Source organism: Methyloversatilis discipulorum (assembly GCF_000527135.1).
GTDB classification, from domain to species: Bacteria; Pseudomonadota; Gammaproteobacteria; order Burkholderiales; family Rhodocyclaceae; genus Methyloversatilis; species Methyloversatilis discipulorum.
Window position 1 is genome coordinate 3,574,919 of the sequence record NZ_AZUP01000001.1, and the last position, 19,816, is coordinate 3,594,734.

Genomic DNA, 19,816 nt, shown 5'->3' on the forward strand with positions numbered 1-19,816 from the left:
TTAGCGGCACTGCAGGCGGCTGGCGCGGAAATCGCGCAGCGGCTGGTCGAATTGCGGGCCCGACGCGGTGGCGATGTCGCTCAGCGCGTCTACGCTCGCGACATTGATCGGGGCACTGACCTGCGGCGGCGTTGACGGCAGCACGATACGCGGCGGCTGGAACACTTCCGGCAGCAGCGTGGTGGCGATCACCTGCACCTGCGGTTGCGTGACGGCCGGTTCCGAGGTGACGGCGAAACTGATGTTGAACACGGCCGTGCCGCTGCCCAGGCTCAGCGTGAAGCGGGCGCTGTCGGTGCCGTTGAAGCCCGCGTTCGCCGTATAGATCCAGCCGGCGGCTTCTCCACCGACCGTGCCGTTCTGCGGCAGACCGGTCAGCACGGCGCCCGAGCGCAGACTGAAGCTGAATGGCGTGCCGCCCTGTGCAGCGTAACTGCGGTTGATCACCGGCTGCGAGGTCGGCGAGAAGCTGAGCGTGCCGGCGCCGCCGATGCGGTCGAAGATGTCCGGCGGCAGGTCGCCGCCCAGTTCCATCGTCGCGTCGGCGCCGATGACGAAGCTGCCGGCACCGGTATTCGCGATGCCGCCGGTCAGGCCCAGATTGCCCGAACTGGCGCTCACTTCACCGAAGTTGGACAGCAGCACGCCGATGTTCGAGCTGCCGCCGCCAACCGTGCCTTCGAGCGTGCCGCGGTTCACCAAACTGCCGCTGCCGCCGATCGACGCACCGGAGCCGATGCCCAGCGTCGCGCCGCTGCCGACGATGACCTGCGCGCCGCCGCTCAGTGCGAGCGAGGTGCCGGCATCGACCACGCCGTCGCCCGTGATGTTCAGGCGTGCGCCGGCGAGCGACAGTCCGGAACCGTTCATCGTGGTGTCGCCGCCCACATTGACGTTGCGTCCGGTGCCGGCGATCGTGCCGCCCGTCCAGTTCAGGTCGTTGGCGATGTTGAGCGCGCCGTTGCCATCGACGGTGCCGGCGAGCTCGAGCGATCCGATGCTGGCCGTGCTGTTGAAGCTCACCAGCGTGTTGCTGCTGACGCGGGTGGTGCCACCGACTGCGTAGATACCGTTGATGTCGTAGTCGCCACCGTCGAAATTCACATCCCCTGCGCCGCTGATGCGCGAACCGTTGTTGAAGTCGCGCACGGCGTCTTCGAACACCAGCGTGCTGCCAGAGGCCACCAGATACTGGCCGGTATCGCCCTGCGCTCCGGCGCCATCGATATCGTCGGCGGCGATCACCAGCGTGCTGCTGCTGGCCACATCCACCGTACCGTTGTTGGCGAAGGACTCGCCGTCCTGGCCCAGTGTGAACACCCCATCGACATCCACACGCACAGTGCCCGTATTGATGAAGCGATCAATGTCGGTCCGCGACGTGGCCGAGCTGACTGCGAACAGGCCGCTGTTGTCCAGCTGCGTACCCATGAGAGCGCCGCCGCTCAGATTGATCGTGCCCGCGTTGGACAGCCCGCTGCCGAAGTCCAGCGTACCGCCATCGAGTGTGAGCGTGCCGCCGCTGAGCACGGTGGTCGGTGCGTTGAGCACGCCCCCGGTGAGCGTCAGCGCGTTGCCATTGCCTATCGTGAGTCCGCCGATGGTGACCGATGGCACTGCGTTAAGCGCCACGTCGGCGCCACTTGCCAGGTTGATGAACACCAGATCGGTCAGGCCCGGCAGCACGTCGCCGGTCCAGTTGGCGGCATCCAGCCAGTTGCCCGTGCCGGCGCCACCGTCCCAGCAGATGCCTACCGTGCATTGGGTGAAACCGATGCGCAATGTGCCGCCGCTGGCCTGCGTCGTGTACCCGCTCAGCGGGGCATTCACTTGCAGCGTGTCGACGGACAGGGTGCCGCCCGACCTCACCACTTCGAGCTGCATGCCTTCGACGGGCTGCGCGCTGCCCAGCGCCTGGATGGCGATCACGCCGTCGAGCAGCGTACTGCCGGTGGCGGCGACCACATCGTACTGGCCGGCCGCCGTGCCGCTGAAATCGACCTCGATGCGGCCCGCGGCGCCCTGCGTGAGTGCGCCGACGACATTGAACGTGCCGACGCTGCCAGCGCCGCCCGGTTGCAGAACGCCCCGGTTGGTGAGGGTGCCGCCGCCCAGATCCAGCGTACCGCTGCCGGCGATGGTGCCGGTGCTGGTCAGTCCGCCCGCGCTGGCGACGATGCGTGCGCCGGACGCGATGTCCATGCGGCCGGACAGGGCGGTCAGCGACGAAACGTTGAGCGTGCCGGTATCGGCGCGGTAGCTGCCGCCGTCGTCGGCCAGACGCACCCGCGTCGCGAAGCCGCTGCTGCCCGTACCGCCGGTCTTGGCGACCGTACCGCTGTTATTGAAGGTGCCGCCGAAACCGGCGTTCTCCACGACGTTGCCGTCAGTGGCGAAGTTGAAGCGGCCACTGTTGTTGAACTCGGCACCGTTATTGACCAGCAGCTGGTATGTCCCGGCGCTGTAGTGCACGGTACCGGCGTTGTTGACGGTAAGTCCGTCGAGGACGAGGTGACCGCCGGACGCGCGGCCGTCGATGTTCGCCGTGGCGCCGGCGAGCAGGTTCAGCGTGCCGCCGGTCAGGGTCGAACTGCCGGTCCAGTTCAGCGTGCCGGTAATGTTCAGCGCTCCGCCGTCGGCGATGTCCACGATGCCGCCAGTCAGGTTCAGCGTGCCATTGATCACGCTGCCGTCGGTGAACTGCTGCGTGCCGCCGCTGATGGCGACGTTGTCGCCGACGATGTTCAGCGTGCCCTGATGACTGCCGCTGGACGACATCTGCAGCGTGCCGCTGTCGGCGCGCAGCGTCGCGCCGTCCAGGTTGTTCAGGCGGACGTGCGTGGCGAAGCCGCTGCTGCCGGTGCCACCGGTCTTGGCAACCGTACCCGAGTTGTTGAAGTCGCCGCCGAAGCCCGCGTTCTCACTGACGATGCCGTCGGTGATGAAGTTGAACCGGCCCTCGTTGTTGAACACCGAGCCGTTGTTCACGAGCAGCTGATAGCTGCCGGCGGCGTAATTGACGGTGCCGTCGTTGTCGACAGTGGCGGAATCGAGCACCAGATGGCCGCCCGAAGCGCGGCCGTCGATCAGCGCGGTGGCGCCGGAGCGCAGATGGAGCACGCCGCCAGAGATGGTCGAAGTCCCGCTCCAGCGCAGGTTGTCGGCAATGTCGAGCGTGCCGGCAAGGGCGACCGTGCCGCCACTCAGGTTCAGCGTGCCGTTGATTACGCTGCCATCGGCGAACTGCTGCGTGCCGCCGCTGATATGCACGTTGTCGCCGACGATGTTCAGCGCGCCCTGATGACTGCCGCTGGACGACATCTGCAGAGTGCCGCTGTCGGCGCGCAGCGTCGCGCCATCCAGGTTGTTCAGGTGGACGTGCGTGGCGAAGCCGCTGCTGCCGGTGCCACCGGTCTTGGCGACGGTGCCGCTGTTGTTGAAGTTGCCGCCGAAGCCCGAGTTTTCGCTGACGATGCCGTCGGTGATGAAATTGAAGCGGCCGCGGTTGTCGAGCACGCTGCCGTTATTCACCAGAAGCTGATAGGTGCCGGCGGCGTAATCGACGGTGCCTTCGTTGATGAAGGTGCTGCCGTCGAGCACCAGATGGCCGCCCGAGGCGCGGCCGTCGATCAGCGCGGTGGCACCGGCGCGCAGCGTCAGCACGCCGCCTGTCACCGTCGAGGAGCCGGTCCAGCGCAGCGTGTCGGCGATGTCCAGGGTGCCTTGCAGGACGGCACTGCCGCCGGTGAGGTTCAGCACGCCGTGGATCACGCTGCCATCGGCGAACTGCTGCGTGGCGCCGCTGATGCGCACATTGTCGCCGACGATATTCATCGTGCCGGTGTGCACGCCGGCCGTCTGCAGCAGCAGCGTGCCGGCACCGCTGGCCTGCAGCGTGCCGCCGTCGAGATTGTTGAAGCGGGCGAAGCTGGCGAAGCCGCTGCTGCCGGTGCCGCCGGTCTTGGCGACGGTGCCGCTGTTGTTGAAGTTGCCGCCGAAGCCCGAGTTCTCGCTGATCACACCGTCGGTAATGAAGTTGAAGCTGCCGCGGTTGTCGAACACGCTGCTGTTGTTGATGAGCAACTGGTAGGTGCCGGCGGCGTAATTGACCGTGCCTTCGTTGGTGAAGGCGGCGCCGTCGAGCACCAGATGACCGGCGGACGAGCGCCCGTCGATCAGTGCAGTGGCACCGGCCAGCAGCCCGAACGCGCCCGAAAGGGACGACGTGCCGGTCCAGTTGAAGGTGCCGGCGATATTCGCCTGCACGCCGTTGTTCATCGCCAGACGCGCGTTGCCGGACAGCGTCAGGTTGCCTTCCAGCAGCGAGTCGGCGCTGAACAGCGTGAGCGAAGCGTTGCTGATGGTCAGGTTGTTGCCGCTGCCGGTCTGCAGGCCGCCGATCGCGTGCGAGCCGCTGCCGAGCAACACGTTCGAACCGCCGCTGAGCGATATGAACACCAGATCGTTCACGCCGGGCAGCACGTCGCCGGTCCAGTTGGCGGCGTCGGTCCACAGACTGGTGCCGGCGCCGCCATCCCAGCAGATGCCGCCGCACACGAGCGCGTTGTAGCTGAGACTGAAGGCATTGCCGGCAATCGCGGTCGCGTAGCCGGCATCGGGCAGCGTCACCGTGGCGAAGCTGTTACTCAGGCCGGCGCCAGCGGTGATCAGGTCGATGGCCACCGTTTCGCGAACGTAGCCCGGCGCTTCCGAAACGATCAGCGCGCCGCCCAGTGTCGCGCTGCCGCTGACCGCGAGCTGGTCGTATTCGCCGGCCGCATTGCCGCCGACCGCCATCAGCAACTGGCCGCCGCTGCCCTGCACGTAGTTGCCGGTCACCCGCATCGTGCCGTGCGTGTAGACGCCATTGAACAGATCGCCGATGCGCATCGTGCCGTCGTTGCGCAAGGTGTTGCCCGCGCCGACGTCCACCGTGCCGAAGCCTTCGATCAGGCCGCTGGCGGCGTTGGTGAAACCGCCGATCCGGCGCAGCGTCGCACCGCTGTCGATGAAGCTGCTGCCGTTATGCGTGAGACTGCCGCCGAATTCGAGCAGGGCGCCGGCGACCACGTCGAGACGACCGTTATGCACGAAGGTGCCGCCGCCCGGCGCGCCGGAATAGCCGATGCCGAAGCGCAGGCTGCCGCTCTCCACCATGATGTCGCCATCGTTGATCACGTTGGCGTAGTTCGCCGTGCCGCCGGGAATGCCGAGGGTGCCGATGCTGGTTTCGCCGCCGCCGCTCTTGCGGATGGTGCCGCTGGCGAGGTTGTTCAGCGTCAGCGTGCCGACGCCGACCGAGCGGTCGCCGAAGCTGAAGTTGCCGGTGATGTCGACCAGCCCCGCGTTGTCGACGCGGGCGTTGCCGACGACGTCGATGTGGCCTTCCTGCCAGGCCAGCGTGCCGAAGTTGCTCAGCGAACCGGCGCCGAAGCGTTTGTAGCTGGTGCCCTGCACGTCGTCGCTGCCGGTGGTGCTGAGGGTGAGCGTGGCGCCATTGGCGATGACGAGGTTGCCGGTCAGCGTGCCGCGCGTCCAGCTGCTCTGTCCGGTGAGTGTGGCGCTGCCGCTGCCGGCGAAGGTGCCGCCGTTCCAGTCGTAGCGACCGATGGCGGATGCGGCGTTCACCGTCAGCGTGCCGCCGGTCTGCGTCAGGTTCGCCGCCTGGAAGCCGGCCTGGGCGATCACTTGCGCGTTGCCCGCCAGTTCGAGATTGGCGATCGCGGTCGGCGCGGTCATCGTGAAGCGGGCCGAGTCCTGCACGCGCACGGTGAAGCTGCCGTCGGCGATGGCCGGTGCGGTCGATGCCGCGGTGGCCATGGCCGAGTCGACGAATTCGATGCGGCCACCGCCGTCGAACTGGCCGGTCGTGTCGAGCAGGTAGTTCGCGCTGCCGCCATAACGCACGGTGGCACCGAGCGCGACGTCGATGACGCCGGCGTTGGTCGCTCCGCCGGTCAGCGTCATCGATCCGCTCGCGTTGCGTACGGTCGCGCCCTGGCGGATGTCGACGCGTCGCGTCGAACTGCGCGTGCCGGCGGCGTATTCGAAGGTCGACCCGGCGGCGAAGATGGAACTGCCGCTGCCGACCATGTCACCGCCGGTCCAGCTTGAACCGGTGCCGGTAAAGGTGACCGCGCCGCTGCCGCCGAAGCTGCCGGCGGAGAGCAGCAGGCGGGCGATCGAGGTCTGTGCATTCGCATTGAAGCTGCCGCCACCGATGACCAGATCACCGGCCAGCGCGGAGGCCGTCTGCCCCGAGGCGCCGCCGCTCAGCGTGAGCGTGCCGCCGGTCAGGCTGAGTGTGTTGCCGGCCGTCGTCGTCAGCGACGCAATGGTGTGCGTGCCGCCGGTGAGCTGCACGTTGACGCCGTTCTCGAGGTCGATGAAAACGAGGTCGGTGGTGCCCGGCAGAAGATCGGTGGTCCAGTTCGCGGCGTCGGTCCACAACAGCGTGCCGGCGCCGCCGTCCCAGCAGATGCCGCCGCAGATCGCGCCGGCGTAGCTGAGCACGTGACGGTTGCCGACCGTCAGCGTGCTGTAGCCCGATGGCAGCGTGACGCTGGCGAAGCTGCCGCTCAGTGTGTTGGCGCTGACGATGTCGGTCTGCAGCGCAGTCGGCTGGTAGCCGGCCAACTGGGTGACAGCCAGCGTGCCGCCCAGCGTGGCCGCGCCACTGACGACCAGCGCGTCGGTGCCGGCGCTGCCGCGCTCGATCTGCAGCGCGCCGTCGGCGGCCTGCACGTACTGCCCGGTGATGCGCAGCGTACCGATGGCGTCCGCGCCGCCCGGCGCGACGATGCCCCGATTGAGCAGACCGGTGCTGCCGACGATCAATGTGCCGTGGCCGGCGATCGTGCCGGTACTGGTCAGTGCGCTGCCGCTGGTGCTGAAGCTGGTGCCGGACAGCAGGTGCAACACACCGGGGTTGTTCGCGAAACCCTCGGCCATGACAGCGCCCTGGGCCACGGTGAAGCTGCCGGTGTTGATGAAGCGGACCGGGCTCCAGAAGTTGAAGGTGCCGTTGCCCTGCTTCACCAGCGTGCCGGCATTGACGAAACTGCCGGCGCTGCCGCTCTGGTACCACGCGCCGGCGTTGGTATTGCTGGCGGTATCGACGTACAGCGTCGCGCCGGCCGCATTGGTGAAGGTGGCGTTGCCACCGAGGTAGAAATAGCCGCCCGGCTTGTAGAGGCTGCTGTTGCCGGAGGCATTGGTGTGCACCATCGAGCGCCCGTTGAGGCCGAAGGAGTTGCCGCCGGAAAGTTGCAGGATGCCGCTCACGGTCAGCGTGCCGCTGCCGCTCACGTCGCCGCCGGTCCATTCGTAGCGACCCGACAGTTCGTTGTCGCCGCTGCCGGCGAGATAGCCGCCGCTCTGGCGCACCGTGATGCCGAGATCGAGGCCGTCGGCCAGCATCAGCGTGCCGCCGCTGATCACCAGCGGACCGCTGCCCGAGAAGGTCGCCGTCGCTGCGGCGTTGGCCGTGACAGTGGTGCCGGGCGCGGTGACGATTTCAAGGCTGCCGGCGCCGCCGATGACATGGCTGCCGGTGAGCAGGTGGGCCGGTGAGCCCGTGCTGGTCACGCCCAGCGTGACCCGCCCCTGTTCTATCTGCAGCGTGCCGCTCTGCGTCAGCGCCACCAGGCCGAAGCTGCCGAAGTCGAGGCGACCGCTACCCGATTTGATCAGCGTGCCGGTGTTCACGAAGCTGCCGGCGCTGCCGGAGTCGTGATCGATGTACGTGATGCTGCCGCTGCCGGCGACGTCCAGCCGCAGCACGCCGCTGTTGCGGAACACTGCGCCGTTCTCGAGATTGAAGCCGCTGCCCGAAGTGTTGGCGATGCGGCTGTCGCCGCTTGCATTGACGTGGTCGAGCAGCGTGCCGTCGCGCAGATAGACCGTCGTGTTGCCGGTCTGCGTGAAGCGGCCACGTTGCGTCAGCGTGCCGCCACCGTTGATCGTGCCGCCGGTCCAGCTCAGGTCGCCAGTCACCTCTGCGGCGTTGGCGTTGCCGATGGACAGCGTACCGCTGCTCAGTTCGAGGTCGGTTGCGACCGTCGTACCGTGGCCCAGCACCAGCGTGCCGCCGCTGACGGCCAGTACGCCATCGCCATTGACGGCGAAGCCGCTGGCGGTGGTCGTGCTCCCGGCGCGCACCAGAACGCGTGCGTTGTCGGCGATCGTCATGCTGCCGCCGAGCGCGATCGCCGTTCCGCCGAACTCCACCGTGCCGGCGTTCACCGCGAAGCTGCCGTTCTGGTTGAAGGCGAGTGAACCGTAACTGCCGAAATCCACGCGTCCGCTGCCGCTCTTGACCAGGGTGCCGGCGTTCTCGAAGCGACCGCCGCTGCCCGAGTCGTGATCGATGTACATGATGCTGCCGACGCCGGCGGTATCCAGCGTGAGCACGCCGGTATTGCGGAACAGGGCACCGTTCTCGACGTTGAAACCGCTGCTCGACGCGTTGGCGATGCGGCTGTCGCCGGCCGTGTTGGTGTGCAGCATCTGCAGGCCGTCGCGCAGATAGACAGTGGTGTTGCCGCTCTGGATGAATGCGCCATTCAGCGTCAGCGTGCCGGCAGTGGCGACATCGGCGGCGCGCACGGTGCCGCTGTTCCAGACGAAGTCGTCATTCATCGTTGCCGAGCCGGTCAGCGACAGCGTGCCGGATGCCTGCGTAAAGTCCACGTCGATGCGGGCGCCATCGGCCAGCGTCAGCGTACCGCTCTCGTGCAACAACTGACCGTCACCGGAGAAGCGCGCCGTGGCGCTGATCGTGCTGGCGTGCGAACTGGTGAGCTGCAGCGCGGTACCGTCCGCCAGTGTGGTGTTGCCGGACAGCAGATGGCCGCTGCCGCCCTGGACGATGATGCTGCCCTGCAGGAGGTTGAGCTGACCGGCCTGCTGCAGGCGGGTCGGGTTGTAGATGTAGAGGGCGCCGCTGCCGGTCTTGTTCAGCGTGCCCTGGTTGTGCAAGGTCCCGCCTGCGCCGCTGCTGTAGTAGGTGCCGAAGTTGCCGCCGCTGGTATCCACCGTCAGCACGGCGCCGGCGGCATTGCGCAGTTCGCTGCCTCCGCTCAGGTAGAAATAGCCGCCGGTCTTGGCGATGCGGCTGTTGCCGCTGGCATTGGTGTGTACCAGCGTCGTGTCGTTCAAGCCGAAGGAAGCGCTGCCGCCACCGATGTCCAGCACGCCCGACAGCGTCAGCGTACCGCCACCGCCGATGTTGCCGCCGGTCCAGTCGAAGTCGCCGCTTGCTGCGGTCGAGCTGGCAACGTTCAGGGTGCCGCCGCTGAGCGCGATGTCGGAACTCACGCTGCTCAGGTTCAGGTTCAAGGTGCCCGACACCACCTCGATCCGCGTCTGTCCCTGGTCGGCGTTCAGATTGGCGGTATGGCCGGCCACGCGCAGCAGAGACGAGGGCAGCGCGAGTGCCGCGTTGTAGTTCACTGTGCCGCCGCGGATGTCGATCGCGTCGAACGCCAGCCCGGCGCCGGCAAAGGTGCTGGTGCCGTTGTTCTGCACGAAGCTGGCGATGTGACCGGCTGCGTTCGCTGTGAAGGCGCTGCTGCTGTTCAGCGTCACCGCGTTGAGATCGAGCGGCCCCTGCGTGATCAGCTGTCCGCTGCCGTTGAGCGTCAGGTTGCCGGCGACCATGGTTTCGCCGATTACCGTCAGCGAACCACCGTTGATGTTCAGGTGTTCTTGCGAAATCAGTTCGCCTACGGTCCAGGTGCCGGACGACAGGGTGACCGTGGGCGTGTAGCCGACGCGGTCGATGAGCACCGACATCGACGCGCTGTTCGGGGCGAAGCCGAGCGACCAGTTGGTGCCGGTACTCCAGTCACCGTTGCTGTTGGACACCCACTCGTTCACCTCTCCCGGCAGCGCCTCGCCGGTGGCCAGCAGATAGGTGCCGACGCCGTAGAAACTGTCGTAGCCGAAGCCGGCGGGCACGTTCAGCGCGGTGAATTCCGAAGTGCCCGAACGCGTGGTGTAGCGGATCAGCGGGAAGGCTTCGTTGCTGTCCGGCGTGAAGCCGTTCGTATGGGCGACCTGCAGCGTGCCACCGAAGGTCAGCGTGCCATTGACGTCGAGGGCGCCGTGCCCCGTCCCGCGTTCGACGCCGCCGATGTCGAAGCGCAGCGTTCCGCTCGCCGTCAGTACCAGATTGCCGGTGAGGTTCAGCACGCCGCCCTCGGCGAATATCGTGCCGCTGTTGGTCAGCGTTGTGCTGCCCATGTTCAGCGCACCGGCGCCGCGCACCGAGCCGCTGTTGATGAAGCTGTCGCCGGAATGCAGTTGGCCGCCGGCCAGGCGCAGGGTGCCCGTGTTGGTCCACACGTCCGTGCTGGCCCAGCTGTTCAGCGAAATTTCCTTGCCGGCGGTGTTTGCGGAAATGGTGCCGGCGTTGGAGCCGTTGTTGCCGAAATAGATGTGGCCGCCGTTGGAGCCGGCGACGGTGACGCCGGCGCCGATGGAGAGCGAGTAGGAGCCGGAGCCGTAGCCGATGAAGTTGGAGGCGCGCACGGCGTTGTGCGATCCGCCGAAGAGAATGGAGCCGTTGCCGCCGATGGACCAGGCGCCGGAGGTGCCGCGCAGGAAGGTCGAGTTGCCGCTGGAGGCGAGGGTGACTTCGGCGTTGTCGAGCGTGAGCGCGCCGACGATGTTCAGATCGCCATTGTTGGCGATCAGTACCTTGCCGGCATCTGCAGCGCCGCCCAGTCGCGACAGCGTGACATTGGACATCGTGCCGCCGGTCGCCCGCAGCTGCGATCCCAGCATCAACTGCAGTGCGCTCAGCGTGCCGCCGCTCATCGCGCTGCCGCTGCCGGCGGTGATGAGGCGGCCACCGGCGATGGTGCCGCCGCTCAGCGTCAGCGCGCCGGTTTCCAGCTGGGTACCGATGTTCAGCGTGCCACCCGACATGGTCAGGCGGCCGTTGATGACCGAGTCGTCGACCAGCGTCAGCGTGCTGCCGCTGATGACGATGTTCTCGTTTGAATAAAGACTGTTGACGACGAAGTTGCTGGCCGGTGAGGTGCTGCGCACCGTGACCGTCAGGTCGCCTGCCTGATCAATCACCACGTCGTTCTGTGCGCCCGGAATGAAGCCGCCGGCCCAGTTCGACGCGACGTCCCAGAAACCGGAGGACTGCGCGATCCAGGTGCTCGCGATGCTGCCGGTGGCGAAGCTGATGGCGTTCGAGAAACTGGTGGCCGTGAGGCCCAGCGTGCCGCTGTCCACAGTGTCGAACGTGCCGCTGAGGCAACCGTCGGCGCCGCAGGACAGTACCGTGTAGCGATCCTGCGTGCCGAAGCTTAGACCGGCGGCTGGCGCCAGGCGCAGGTCGCCGTCGAGTGCGGCGTTGCCGCTGACGACCAGATGGTCCTGCTCGGCGGCGAGCGTGCCGAGCACGTCCGCTTCGATGACGCCGCCGGCGGTCTGGGCGTAGTGGCCGGTGAGGGTGAGCGTGCCGGCGCTGCCGTCGCCGCCCGGGCGCAGCGTGCCGGCATTGGTCAGCGTGGCGCCGCCGAGATTGATCGTGCCGCTGCCCTGGACGATGCCGTCGTTCTGCAAGGCGCCAGCGATCAGCGTGGCGCCGTTGAACACGTCCAGCGTGCCGGCATTGACCGGGAAGTCGCTGGCGGTGAGCACGCCTTCTTCCACCCGCAGCGTGCCGCTGTTGGTCAGCGGCATCGCAAGTGTCACGGCCGCGGTGCCGGTCTTGCGCAGCAGGCCGGCGTTGTCGATGCGTCCGCTGCCGCTGAAGGTGAAGCCGGTGCCGCCGACGACCTCGAACTCGCCGGACGCCAGCACGGACAGGCGGCCGCCGTCCTGGATCTGCAGACCGCTGGTGCCCGAGGTCGTCCGTGTGGTACCGGCGATTTCCAGCGTCCGTGACATCGTCTTGGCGCTGGTGGTCAGGAAGCGGCTGCTTCCATTGAGGCGCGTGATGCCGCCGCCGCCCATGCTGCCGCTGCTCCAGTCGAATCCGGTGTTCACGCTCAGCGTGCCGACACCATTGATCGCACCGGAGGTGAAGCTCAGCAGACCCGATCCGTTGATCGCGCTGTTGCCACTCGTGCTCAGCGTCGCGCCCGACAGTTCGAACAGACCGCTGGAGATGCTGGCCGACTCGCCGCTGTTCAGCGTCAGCAGACCGGAGTCCGCACGCACGCGTGCGCTGCCGGTAGACGAGAACACGGCGCCGGCAATGCTGCTGCCGGCAGTGTTGCCGTAGATCGACAGCACGCCGCTGCCTGCGGTGAAGTTGCCGCGCAGATCAAGATAGCGGAGGTAGGCGATGCCGCTGCCGGATGACTTCGATACGTTGCCCAGAGCGACGATGCCGCCACTGCCGCCAGTGCTGGTCGAGCGCTGTATCAGCACGTCGTCGCCGAGGTGAAGCGTGTGGCCGGCGGCGACCTCCAGTGTGCGGTTCAGGGTGCGTGTGGCATTGCCGGTGAGACTGGCCGATGTGGCCAGGCGCGTGGTGCCGCTGCCGGCCATGGTGCCGCCTGTCCAGTCGAAACCCGAGGCGATGGTGAGCGTGCCGGCGCCGTCCAGCGTGCCGGCCACCTGGCGGAAAGTGCCACTGCCGACGATGGATGCGTTGCCAGCGGTCGACAGCGTGGCGCCGTGCAACTCAAGGCTACCGGCGGAAACGGTGGCCTGCTGACCGTTGGTCAGCGTGAACAGGCCCGAGTCGAGGCGCAGCGAACCGCTGTCGCTGGTCGAGAACACCGCGCTGCCGAGGCTGGTGCCCTGCGTGTTGCCGGTCAGCGACAGGATGCCGCTGCTGGCCGACAGGTTGCCGCTGATGTCGAGGTAGTTCACATAGGCCGTGCCGGTGCCGGCGGACTTCGTGAACAGGCCCAGAGCGACGATGCCGCCGCTGCCACCGTTGCTGACGGAGCGCTGCAGCGTGACGCCGTCGCCGACGGCCAGCGTGCGACCGGCCGCAATCTCCAGCGTGCGGTTGAGGATTCGCGTACCGCTGCCGGACAGCGTCACGTCGCGCAGCAGGCGGGTGGTGCCGCTGCCGCTCATCGATCCGCCCCCGGTCCAGTCGAAGGCCGACGCGATCGACAGCACCGCGCTGCCGGCCAAGTTACCGCCGCCAGACAGCAGCAGGCGGCCGTCGCCGGTGAATGCGCTGTCGGTATCGATGCTCAGCATGCCGGAATCGAGGTGCAGCCGTCCTTCGCCATTCAGGTCGAAGCTGCCCGCCAAACGGTTGCCGACGTTGCCGTCGGCGCGCAGCACGAGTTCGGTGCCGGCGCCGAGCACGATGTCGCCGTCCGCGTCGGCGCTGAACAGTGCGTTGCCGCCATTGCCTGCGGCCAGATAGATGAGACCAGTGCTGGTGACGGTGCCCAGCGACCCGCCCGCGGCGACGTGCAGGTGGCCGCCGTTGTTCAGTTGCAGGTAGTAGCCGCTGGTATTGCCGAACACCAGGCTGCCGGTGACGTCGAGCCGCCGCCCCAGATACTTGTAGGCGCTGGTGTTGTCTATCGTGCCGCTGCCGCCGACGGTGGTCGTGCCGCTGCCGGTCATCGTGCCGCCGGACCAGGTGAAGACACCGCCGAGGTCGACGTTGCCGCTGCCGCCGAGCGTGCCGCCTTCCATGCGGAAGGCGGAATCGATGGTCAGTGCGTGATTGGCGTTGAACGTGGCGCCACCACTGAGGCGCAAGCGGCCAACGCCGTCGAAGCGGGTGGCGCTGCCAGTGCCGATCACGCCCGAATCGAGGTGCAGATCGCCACCACCGCCCAATTCGAAGCTGCCGGTAATGCGATTGCCGCTGTTGCCATCGCTGCGCAGCGTCATGTCGAAGCCGGCCGCTGCATCGAGTCGCGCGCCGTCGTCGGCGCTGAAGGTGGCGGTGCCGCCGCCGCCCGCAGCCAGATAGATCAGACCGCTTGCCGCCGTGGTGAACAGGCGTCCGGTGGCGCCGAGGTGCAGCGTGCCGCCGTTGTTGATCTGCAGGTAGTAGCCGCTGCTGTTGCCGAATTCGAGGTTGCCGGCGATGACCAGACGACGCGACAGGTATTTGTAGGCCGAGGTGTTGTCGATGACTGTGGTGCCGCTGACCGTGGTCGTGCCGCTGCCTGCCAGCGTGCCACCCGCCCAGGTCATCGGACCGCTGATCAGCAGATTGCCGCTGCCGCCCAGCGTGCCGCCTTCGAAGCGGAACTGCGTCGAAATGGTCGAGGCGTGATCGATGTTCAGGGTCGTACCGCCGCTGATGCGCAACAGGCCGGTACCGCCGAAAGTGCTGGCAGCGGCCGTCGTGAACAGGCCGGAATCGATGTGCAGCGCGCCGGCGCCGTCGAGCACGAACTGCCCGCCCAGCGTGTTGCCGGCGTTGCCGTCGCTGCGCAAGGTGAGCGTGGTGCCGTCGCCGACCGTGATCGCCGAGCCGGCGGCGGCCGAGAAAGCCGCGCTGCCGCTGAACGCCTGCAGGTAGATGAGGCCGTTGCTGGCGGTCGTCAGCCGTCCGCCCGCCGCCAGATGCAGCGCGCCGCCATTCTCGAGGCGCAGGTCGTAGCCGGTCGAGTTGCCGAAGGTGAGGTTGCCGGCAACTTCGAGTCGGCGGCTCACGTACTTGTAGGCGGAGGTGTTGTCGATGACCGTATCGCCGGTCAGGCGGGTGGTACCGCTGCCGCCGAAGCGGCCGCCGCGCCAGTCGAAATCGCTGGCGATCGTCAGCGTGCCGTTGCCGTTGATGGTCGCGCCACCGCTCATGCGCAGCAGGCCGTCGCCGCCGAAGGTGGCGGTGCCGTCGACGTTGAGCGCGCCGCTGTCGAGGTGCAGTACGCCGGCTCCGTCGAGATCGAAGGTGCCCGAAAGCTGGTTGCCGCTGCTGCTGTCGCTGCGCAGCGTGAGCAGTGTGCCGTCGGCCACCGCGATCCGGCCACCTGCATCGGCGCTCAACGTGGCCGTGCCGCCGGTGCCGGCCTGCATGTAGATGAAGCCGTTCGTCGTGCCGGTGGCGAGTGCGCCGGTCGAGCCGATGTGCAGATGGCCGCCGTTGCCGATGCGCAGGTCGTAGCCGGTCGGGTTGTCCAGCGTCAGCGTGCCATCGACGCGCAGCGTGCGCTGCAGGTAACGGTAGGCGTTGCTGTTGTCGATCAGGCCGCTACCGCTCAGCACCGTGCTGCCGCTGCCGTCCATGCTGCCGCCACGCCAGTCGAACAGTGTGCCCAGCGTCAGTACGTGGCTGCCGCCGATCACGCCGGAGTTCGCCAGTTGCAGTGAGCCGCTGCCGCTGAAGGTCGTATCGGCTCCGGTGTTGATGCGCCCTGCCGCCAGCAGCAGCACGCCGTTGCCGGTGGTGGTAAAGCTGCCGGCGATGAGGTTGCCGGCGGCGTTGTCGGACGACAGGCTGAACGTGGTGTCGTCACCCAAGGTGATGCGGGCGCCGCTTTCGGCGCTGAACATCGCGGTGCCGGACGATGCGGCGAGCCGCAGGACGCCACTGCTGCCCGCGGTACCGACGCTGCCGGTCGCCTTGATGTGCAGTCGCCCGCCGTCGCGCACGTAGAGGTCGTAGCCGTTGTTGTTGGCGAACTCGAGCTGGCCGGCGACATCCAGCCGGCGGTCGAGGTAGCGGTAGGCGCTGCTGTTGTCGATCAGGCCATTGCCGGTCAACGTCGTCGTCGCACCGCTCAGCATCTGGCCGCCCTGCCACAGCAGGCCGCCCAGCGTCAGCGCGGCATTGCCACCGAGGTTGGCGGCCAGCGTCAGCCGCCCGTTGATCGCCGAGGCGCCGCCGTTGAAGCTGAGCGTGCCCGACGTGGCGCTGTAGTCGCCGCTTATATGGGTGCCGTCTGTCGCATCGAAGCTGACACCGCCGGCGACGGTGCCCGCTTCGATGTCGATGCCCGCGCCCGAACTGTAGCTGCTGCCGCGCAGGTCCACGGTGGACGTGCCGCCGGCGCGGATCAGGATGCCGCCGTCTGCCGCCTGTAGCAGCGGCAGGACGATGTCGGCGCGCTGGTCGCCGACGGCGCTGCCATTGCTGTAGCCGGTCTGCATCGTGATGCTGCCGTCGCCCTGGGTGACGACGCGCAGGCCCGCGCCATGCCAGCCGCCGGTGACCAGATCGATGCCGGCGCTGGCGCCGCCCTCTCCCGCGCCGAGGTTGCGCGTTTCGATCAGCAGGCTGCTGCCTTCGGCCAGCGTGAGCTGGCCCGTCGTTTCGCCGGCGGCGTTGCCGCTGCCGGTGTAACTGAACTGCGAGTTGCCCACCGTCACCGAACGCTGCGCGCGCAGGATGATGTCGGTGGTCTTGCTCTGTTCCTCGATTTCGCTTTCGTAGATCACCGTCGGGCCCAGCGCCTCGGCGGTGAGGGTGCCCGGTGCGCCGCCGTTGAAGCTCAGGCTGCCATCGTTCGATCCGTCGCCGCTGCCACCCTGGATCACCATCGCCAGCGGGTCGAGCAGCAGCACACCGTTGCGACCACGCGCCGCCGAGGTGTCGGTACGTCCGCGATAGAGCAGGGCGACCTTGCCCGACACCTCGACCTGGCCGCCATTGCCGCCGCGCTCGCCGCCGCGCGCCCAGATGTTGCCGTGGAAGGCGGTGGCCTGATCGGCCCACACGACCACCTTGCCGCCGTCGCCCTCGAACAGCGCGTCGGCCAGCAGGCGGGCGCCGCTGCCTATCCAGCTCACCTGGGCGTTGCGTACCTGCGGATTGGCGCCCTGCCAGTCGCCGCCGACCAGCACAGAGCCTCCGCCGGTGTCGCCCGAGGCATCCAGCGTGGCCGTGCCGCCGACCAGCACGGTGTCGGCGGTGATTTCGATCTGACCGCCCTTGCCGACCGTCTCGACCGGGGTCGTGACCGGCGCCGGGCCGGCCGCGGTCGCGGGCAGTTCGATGTCCTCGGCCGTGCTTGCCGGGGTCGGTGCAGGAGCGGGAGCCGCGGGCAGCGTGCCGGTGGCGCGCAGCGTGCCGTCGACGCTTGCCTTCTGCGTGGCGGCGATATCGATGCGGCCGCCCTGGGTGCCGCTGGCCTCCACCAGCGCGCCGGCCTCGACCTTCACCTCCGGTGCGGCGATGTCGATATCGCCGCCGGCGCCGTCGGCGGTCTTTGCCGTCGTTTCCGACTGTGCGGTAAGCGTGACCGACTTCGATCCGCGCAGCACGATGCGGCCGTCGGCGGTGCGGTGGGCACCAGTGGCGCTGATCTTGCCGGCCTGGGTCAGCGCCGCCCCGAACATGCCGACGTTGCCGCCACGGGCGATCAGCTGACCGAGGTTGATCGCCTCGCCGCCTGCTTCGACGCGTACCCGCAGCGCCGGCTGATGCGGATCGGCGATTTCGACGCTCTTGCCGGCGGCGAGCACGATGTCGCCGTTGTCGGCGGTGATCAGACCGGTGTTCTCGATATCGGTGGCGATCAGCAGCAACGGGCCGCCGGTGGTCTTCAGCGTGCCTTCGTTGCGCAGCTTGCCGGCCGCGCCTTCGGCGTTGAACTTCAGCCGCCCGGCGGTGAAGTCCTCGTTGCTGATGTTCAGTGTCGAGGCGACCAGCCCCGCGGTGTCGACCTTGGCGCCTGCGCCGAACAGCACGCCGTTCGGGTTGATCAGGAACACGCGCCCGTTGGCGATCAGATTGCCCAGTATCTGCGACGGATCCTGCCCGACCACGCGGTTGAGTACGGTGGCGGTCGAGTGCGGCTGGATGAAGCGGGTGGTTTCGCCCGGCTGGATGGAGAACTGCTTCCAGTTGATGATGGCGCGGTCGCTGGCCGTGATGTTCAGCGTGTTGCCCTGGGTCTGGATGCCGACCTGGCCCTGCACGATCTGGTGCCCGGTCGGATTGGCGATGACCAGGCCGGGCAGCGCTGCCGCCATGGCAGCAACCAGTCGGCGCAGTGCGCGACCGCCGCTGTTCTTGCCGCGCGCACAGGTTTCTTCCGGCACCGGCACATAGCTGCGGTGTTCGTCGGAGTAAACCAGTCTGTAGCGACCCTTGTTCATTTCGGCCTCAAGTTCTGCTGAAACGGGCCGAAAACAGGATGCGGGTATGTTCGCAACGCAAAGTCCGGTGCCCGTGATGCAGCTGCTTCGTGTCGCGCAGACAGACGTTGCATGCGCGAATTTTTCGCGATTCGGGGTGTTTCGCCGGAACCGGCCGCGCGCCACCGGGAGGTGGCCTTCAGGCGGTCAGAAGTTCAGGCTGAACGTTGCGTGCACGCGGTGACTTCCGGAGTCGTATCTTCCTGCTCCGTCAATAAGTTGAGCGTAGTCGATCCGCCCAGATAGCCACGTGGAAAAGTTGACGCGCAGACCCACGCCTGCCGAAAAAACTGCCTGACTGGCCTCTTCGCCGGTCAGCGGCCGTACGCGATAGAGGTGGGCGGTGTCGGCGAACAGCACGCCGCGCATCACCCAGGTGTCGTGCACCCAGGCCGGCGTATCGAGATCCGCACTGACACGCCAGCCGCGGTCGTCGGCGAGCACGCGCTCGCGCAGGCCGCGCACCGAATCGGCGCCGCCGATACCGAATTGTTCGCCCGAAACCAGTTCGTCGTTGGTGTACTGCGCCTGTGCCTGCAGGCGCACGCGCCAGTCCCTGGACAGCAACTGCAGCCATGAGGCACCGGCCCGGATCACCGCGAAGCGCGCGTTGGCGCCGCCGCGTGAGGCGGCGAAATCGCTGTCGCGGCCGTGTTCGCCGCCGGGCAGGTTGCGTGCATAGCTGACGTTCAGACCCGCTTCGCGCAGGTCGTTGCGCCAGTTGCCGCTCCACGACAGGCTGACCGGATGGGTGATCACTCGCGGGACCAGACTGCCCGGCACGTTCTCCAGGACAAAACTGCTGTCGAAATCGCGCCAGTCGGCTGCGAGGCTGACGCGCTGCGTCAGTTCGCCATCGCGCGGCAGGTGCCAGTTGTAGCGGGCGGAAAAGATGCGGCCAGCGCCGGACACGCTCGCCGTTGAGTTCAGCACCTGTACCTGGCCCGAATTCACGCTCGAGTAACCGGCGACAAGGTCGATCGAATTGCCACTGCTATACAGCGGAATGCGATAGCCGAGGCCGAAGATGGTCACTTCGGACGGCCTCTCTATCGAAGTCGTGTACTGGAAGGTCGCGACGTGGTCGCGGTTGAACAGATTGGCGTGCTGCAGCCCGATGGCGACGCGGTGGGTGCCGGTCGATGGCGTGCCGCTGTTGTCGACCGTGACGAAGCGGCGCAGCGGTTTGTCGTCCGCCACCGAAATCGTCGCCGCGATCTCGCCCGGCTTGCGGCCGGACTTGAAGGTCACATCGGTCTGCTTTGACGAATTCTCGTTGGCCAGCGACAGCTGGCGCGCCACGTCGGTCGTGTTCGGCATGCGACCGTCTGCCAGAGCGGGCAGGCTGGCGCGGATGTTTTCTTCGTCGTGGTGTTTGGCGCCCTGCAGCGTGATTTCGGTCAGCTTCGGCTCCAGCACCTCCAGCACGACGGTGCCGCCACTCAGTTCCTGTTCCGGAATGCTGACCTGGGCGGCGCCGAAGCCGCGCTGGTGGTAGGCGGCCTGCAGTGCGGCGCGCGCCGCTTCGAGCTGCCCGAAACCCACTTCGGCGCCGGTGTAGGGCGACAGCATGGCGTCGATTTCCCCCGGCCGGAAAACCGTTCCGCCGGCCAGCGAGTAGGCGCGCACCTCGAAGCGAGGGCCGTCGGCACTCTCCTCCGCGCGCGCGTCGGCGAACGACAACTGGACTGCACAGATGCAGAGCAGCAGGGAAAGTCTGGGCGACACCGATGACCCCGTCGATCTTCAAGTTCTTGTATCCGACGGAGTTTAGTGCGTT

The 19,816-nt window shown here is 67.7% G+C and carries 2 protein-coding genes; both read right to left on the bottom strand.

The annotated features are described in order from the left end of the window. Entirely contained in the window at positions 1-17,997 is a 17,997-nt protein-coding gene (locus tag METFAM1_RS20270; protein ID WP_024300782.1) for a two-partner secretion domain-containing protein, read from the bottom strand. Positions 17,998-18,183: 186 nt separating this feature from the next. Next, positions 18,184-19,719, bottom strand: a complete 1,536-nt coding sequence (locus METFAM1_RS0116735) for a ShlB/FhaC/HecB family hemolysin secretion/activation protein (RefSeq protein ID WP_019916597.1) — start codon at positions 19,717-19,719, stop codon at positions 18,184-18,186. Positions 19,720-19,816: the final 97 nt, after the last annotated feature.

Coding starts and splice junctions, on each gene's coding strand:
- METFAM1_RS20270 (WP_024300782.1), bottom strand. CDS start 17,997: ATGAACAAGGGTCGCTACAGACTGGTTTACTCCGACGAACACCGCAGC.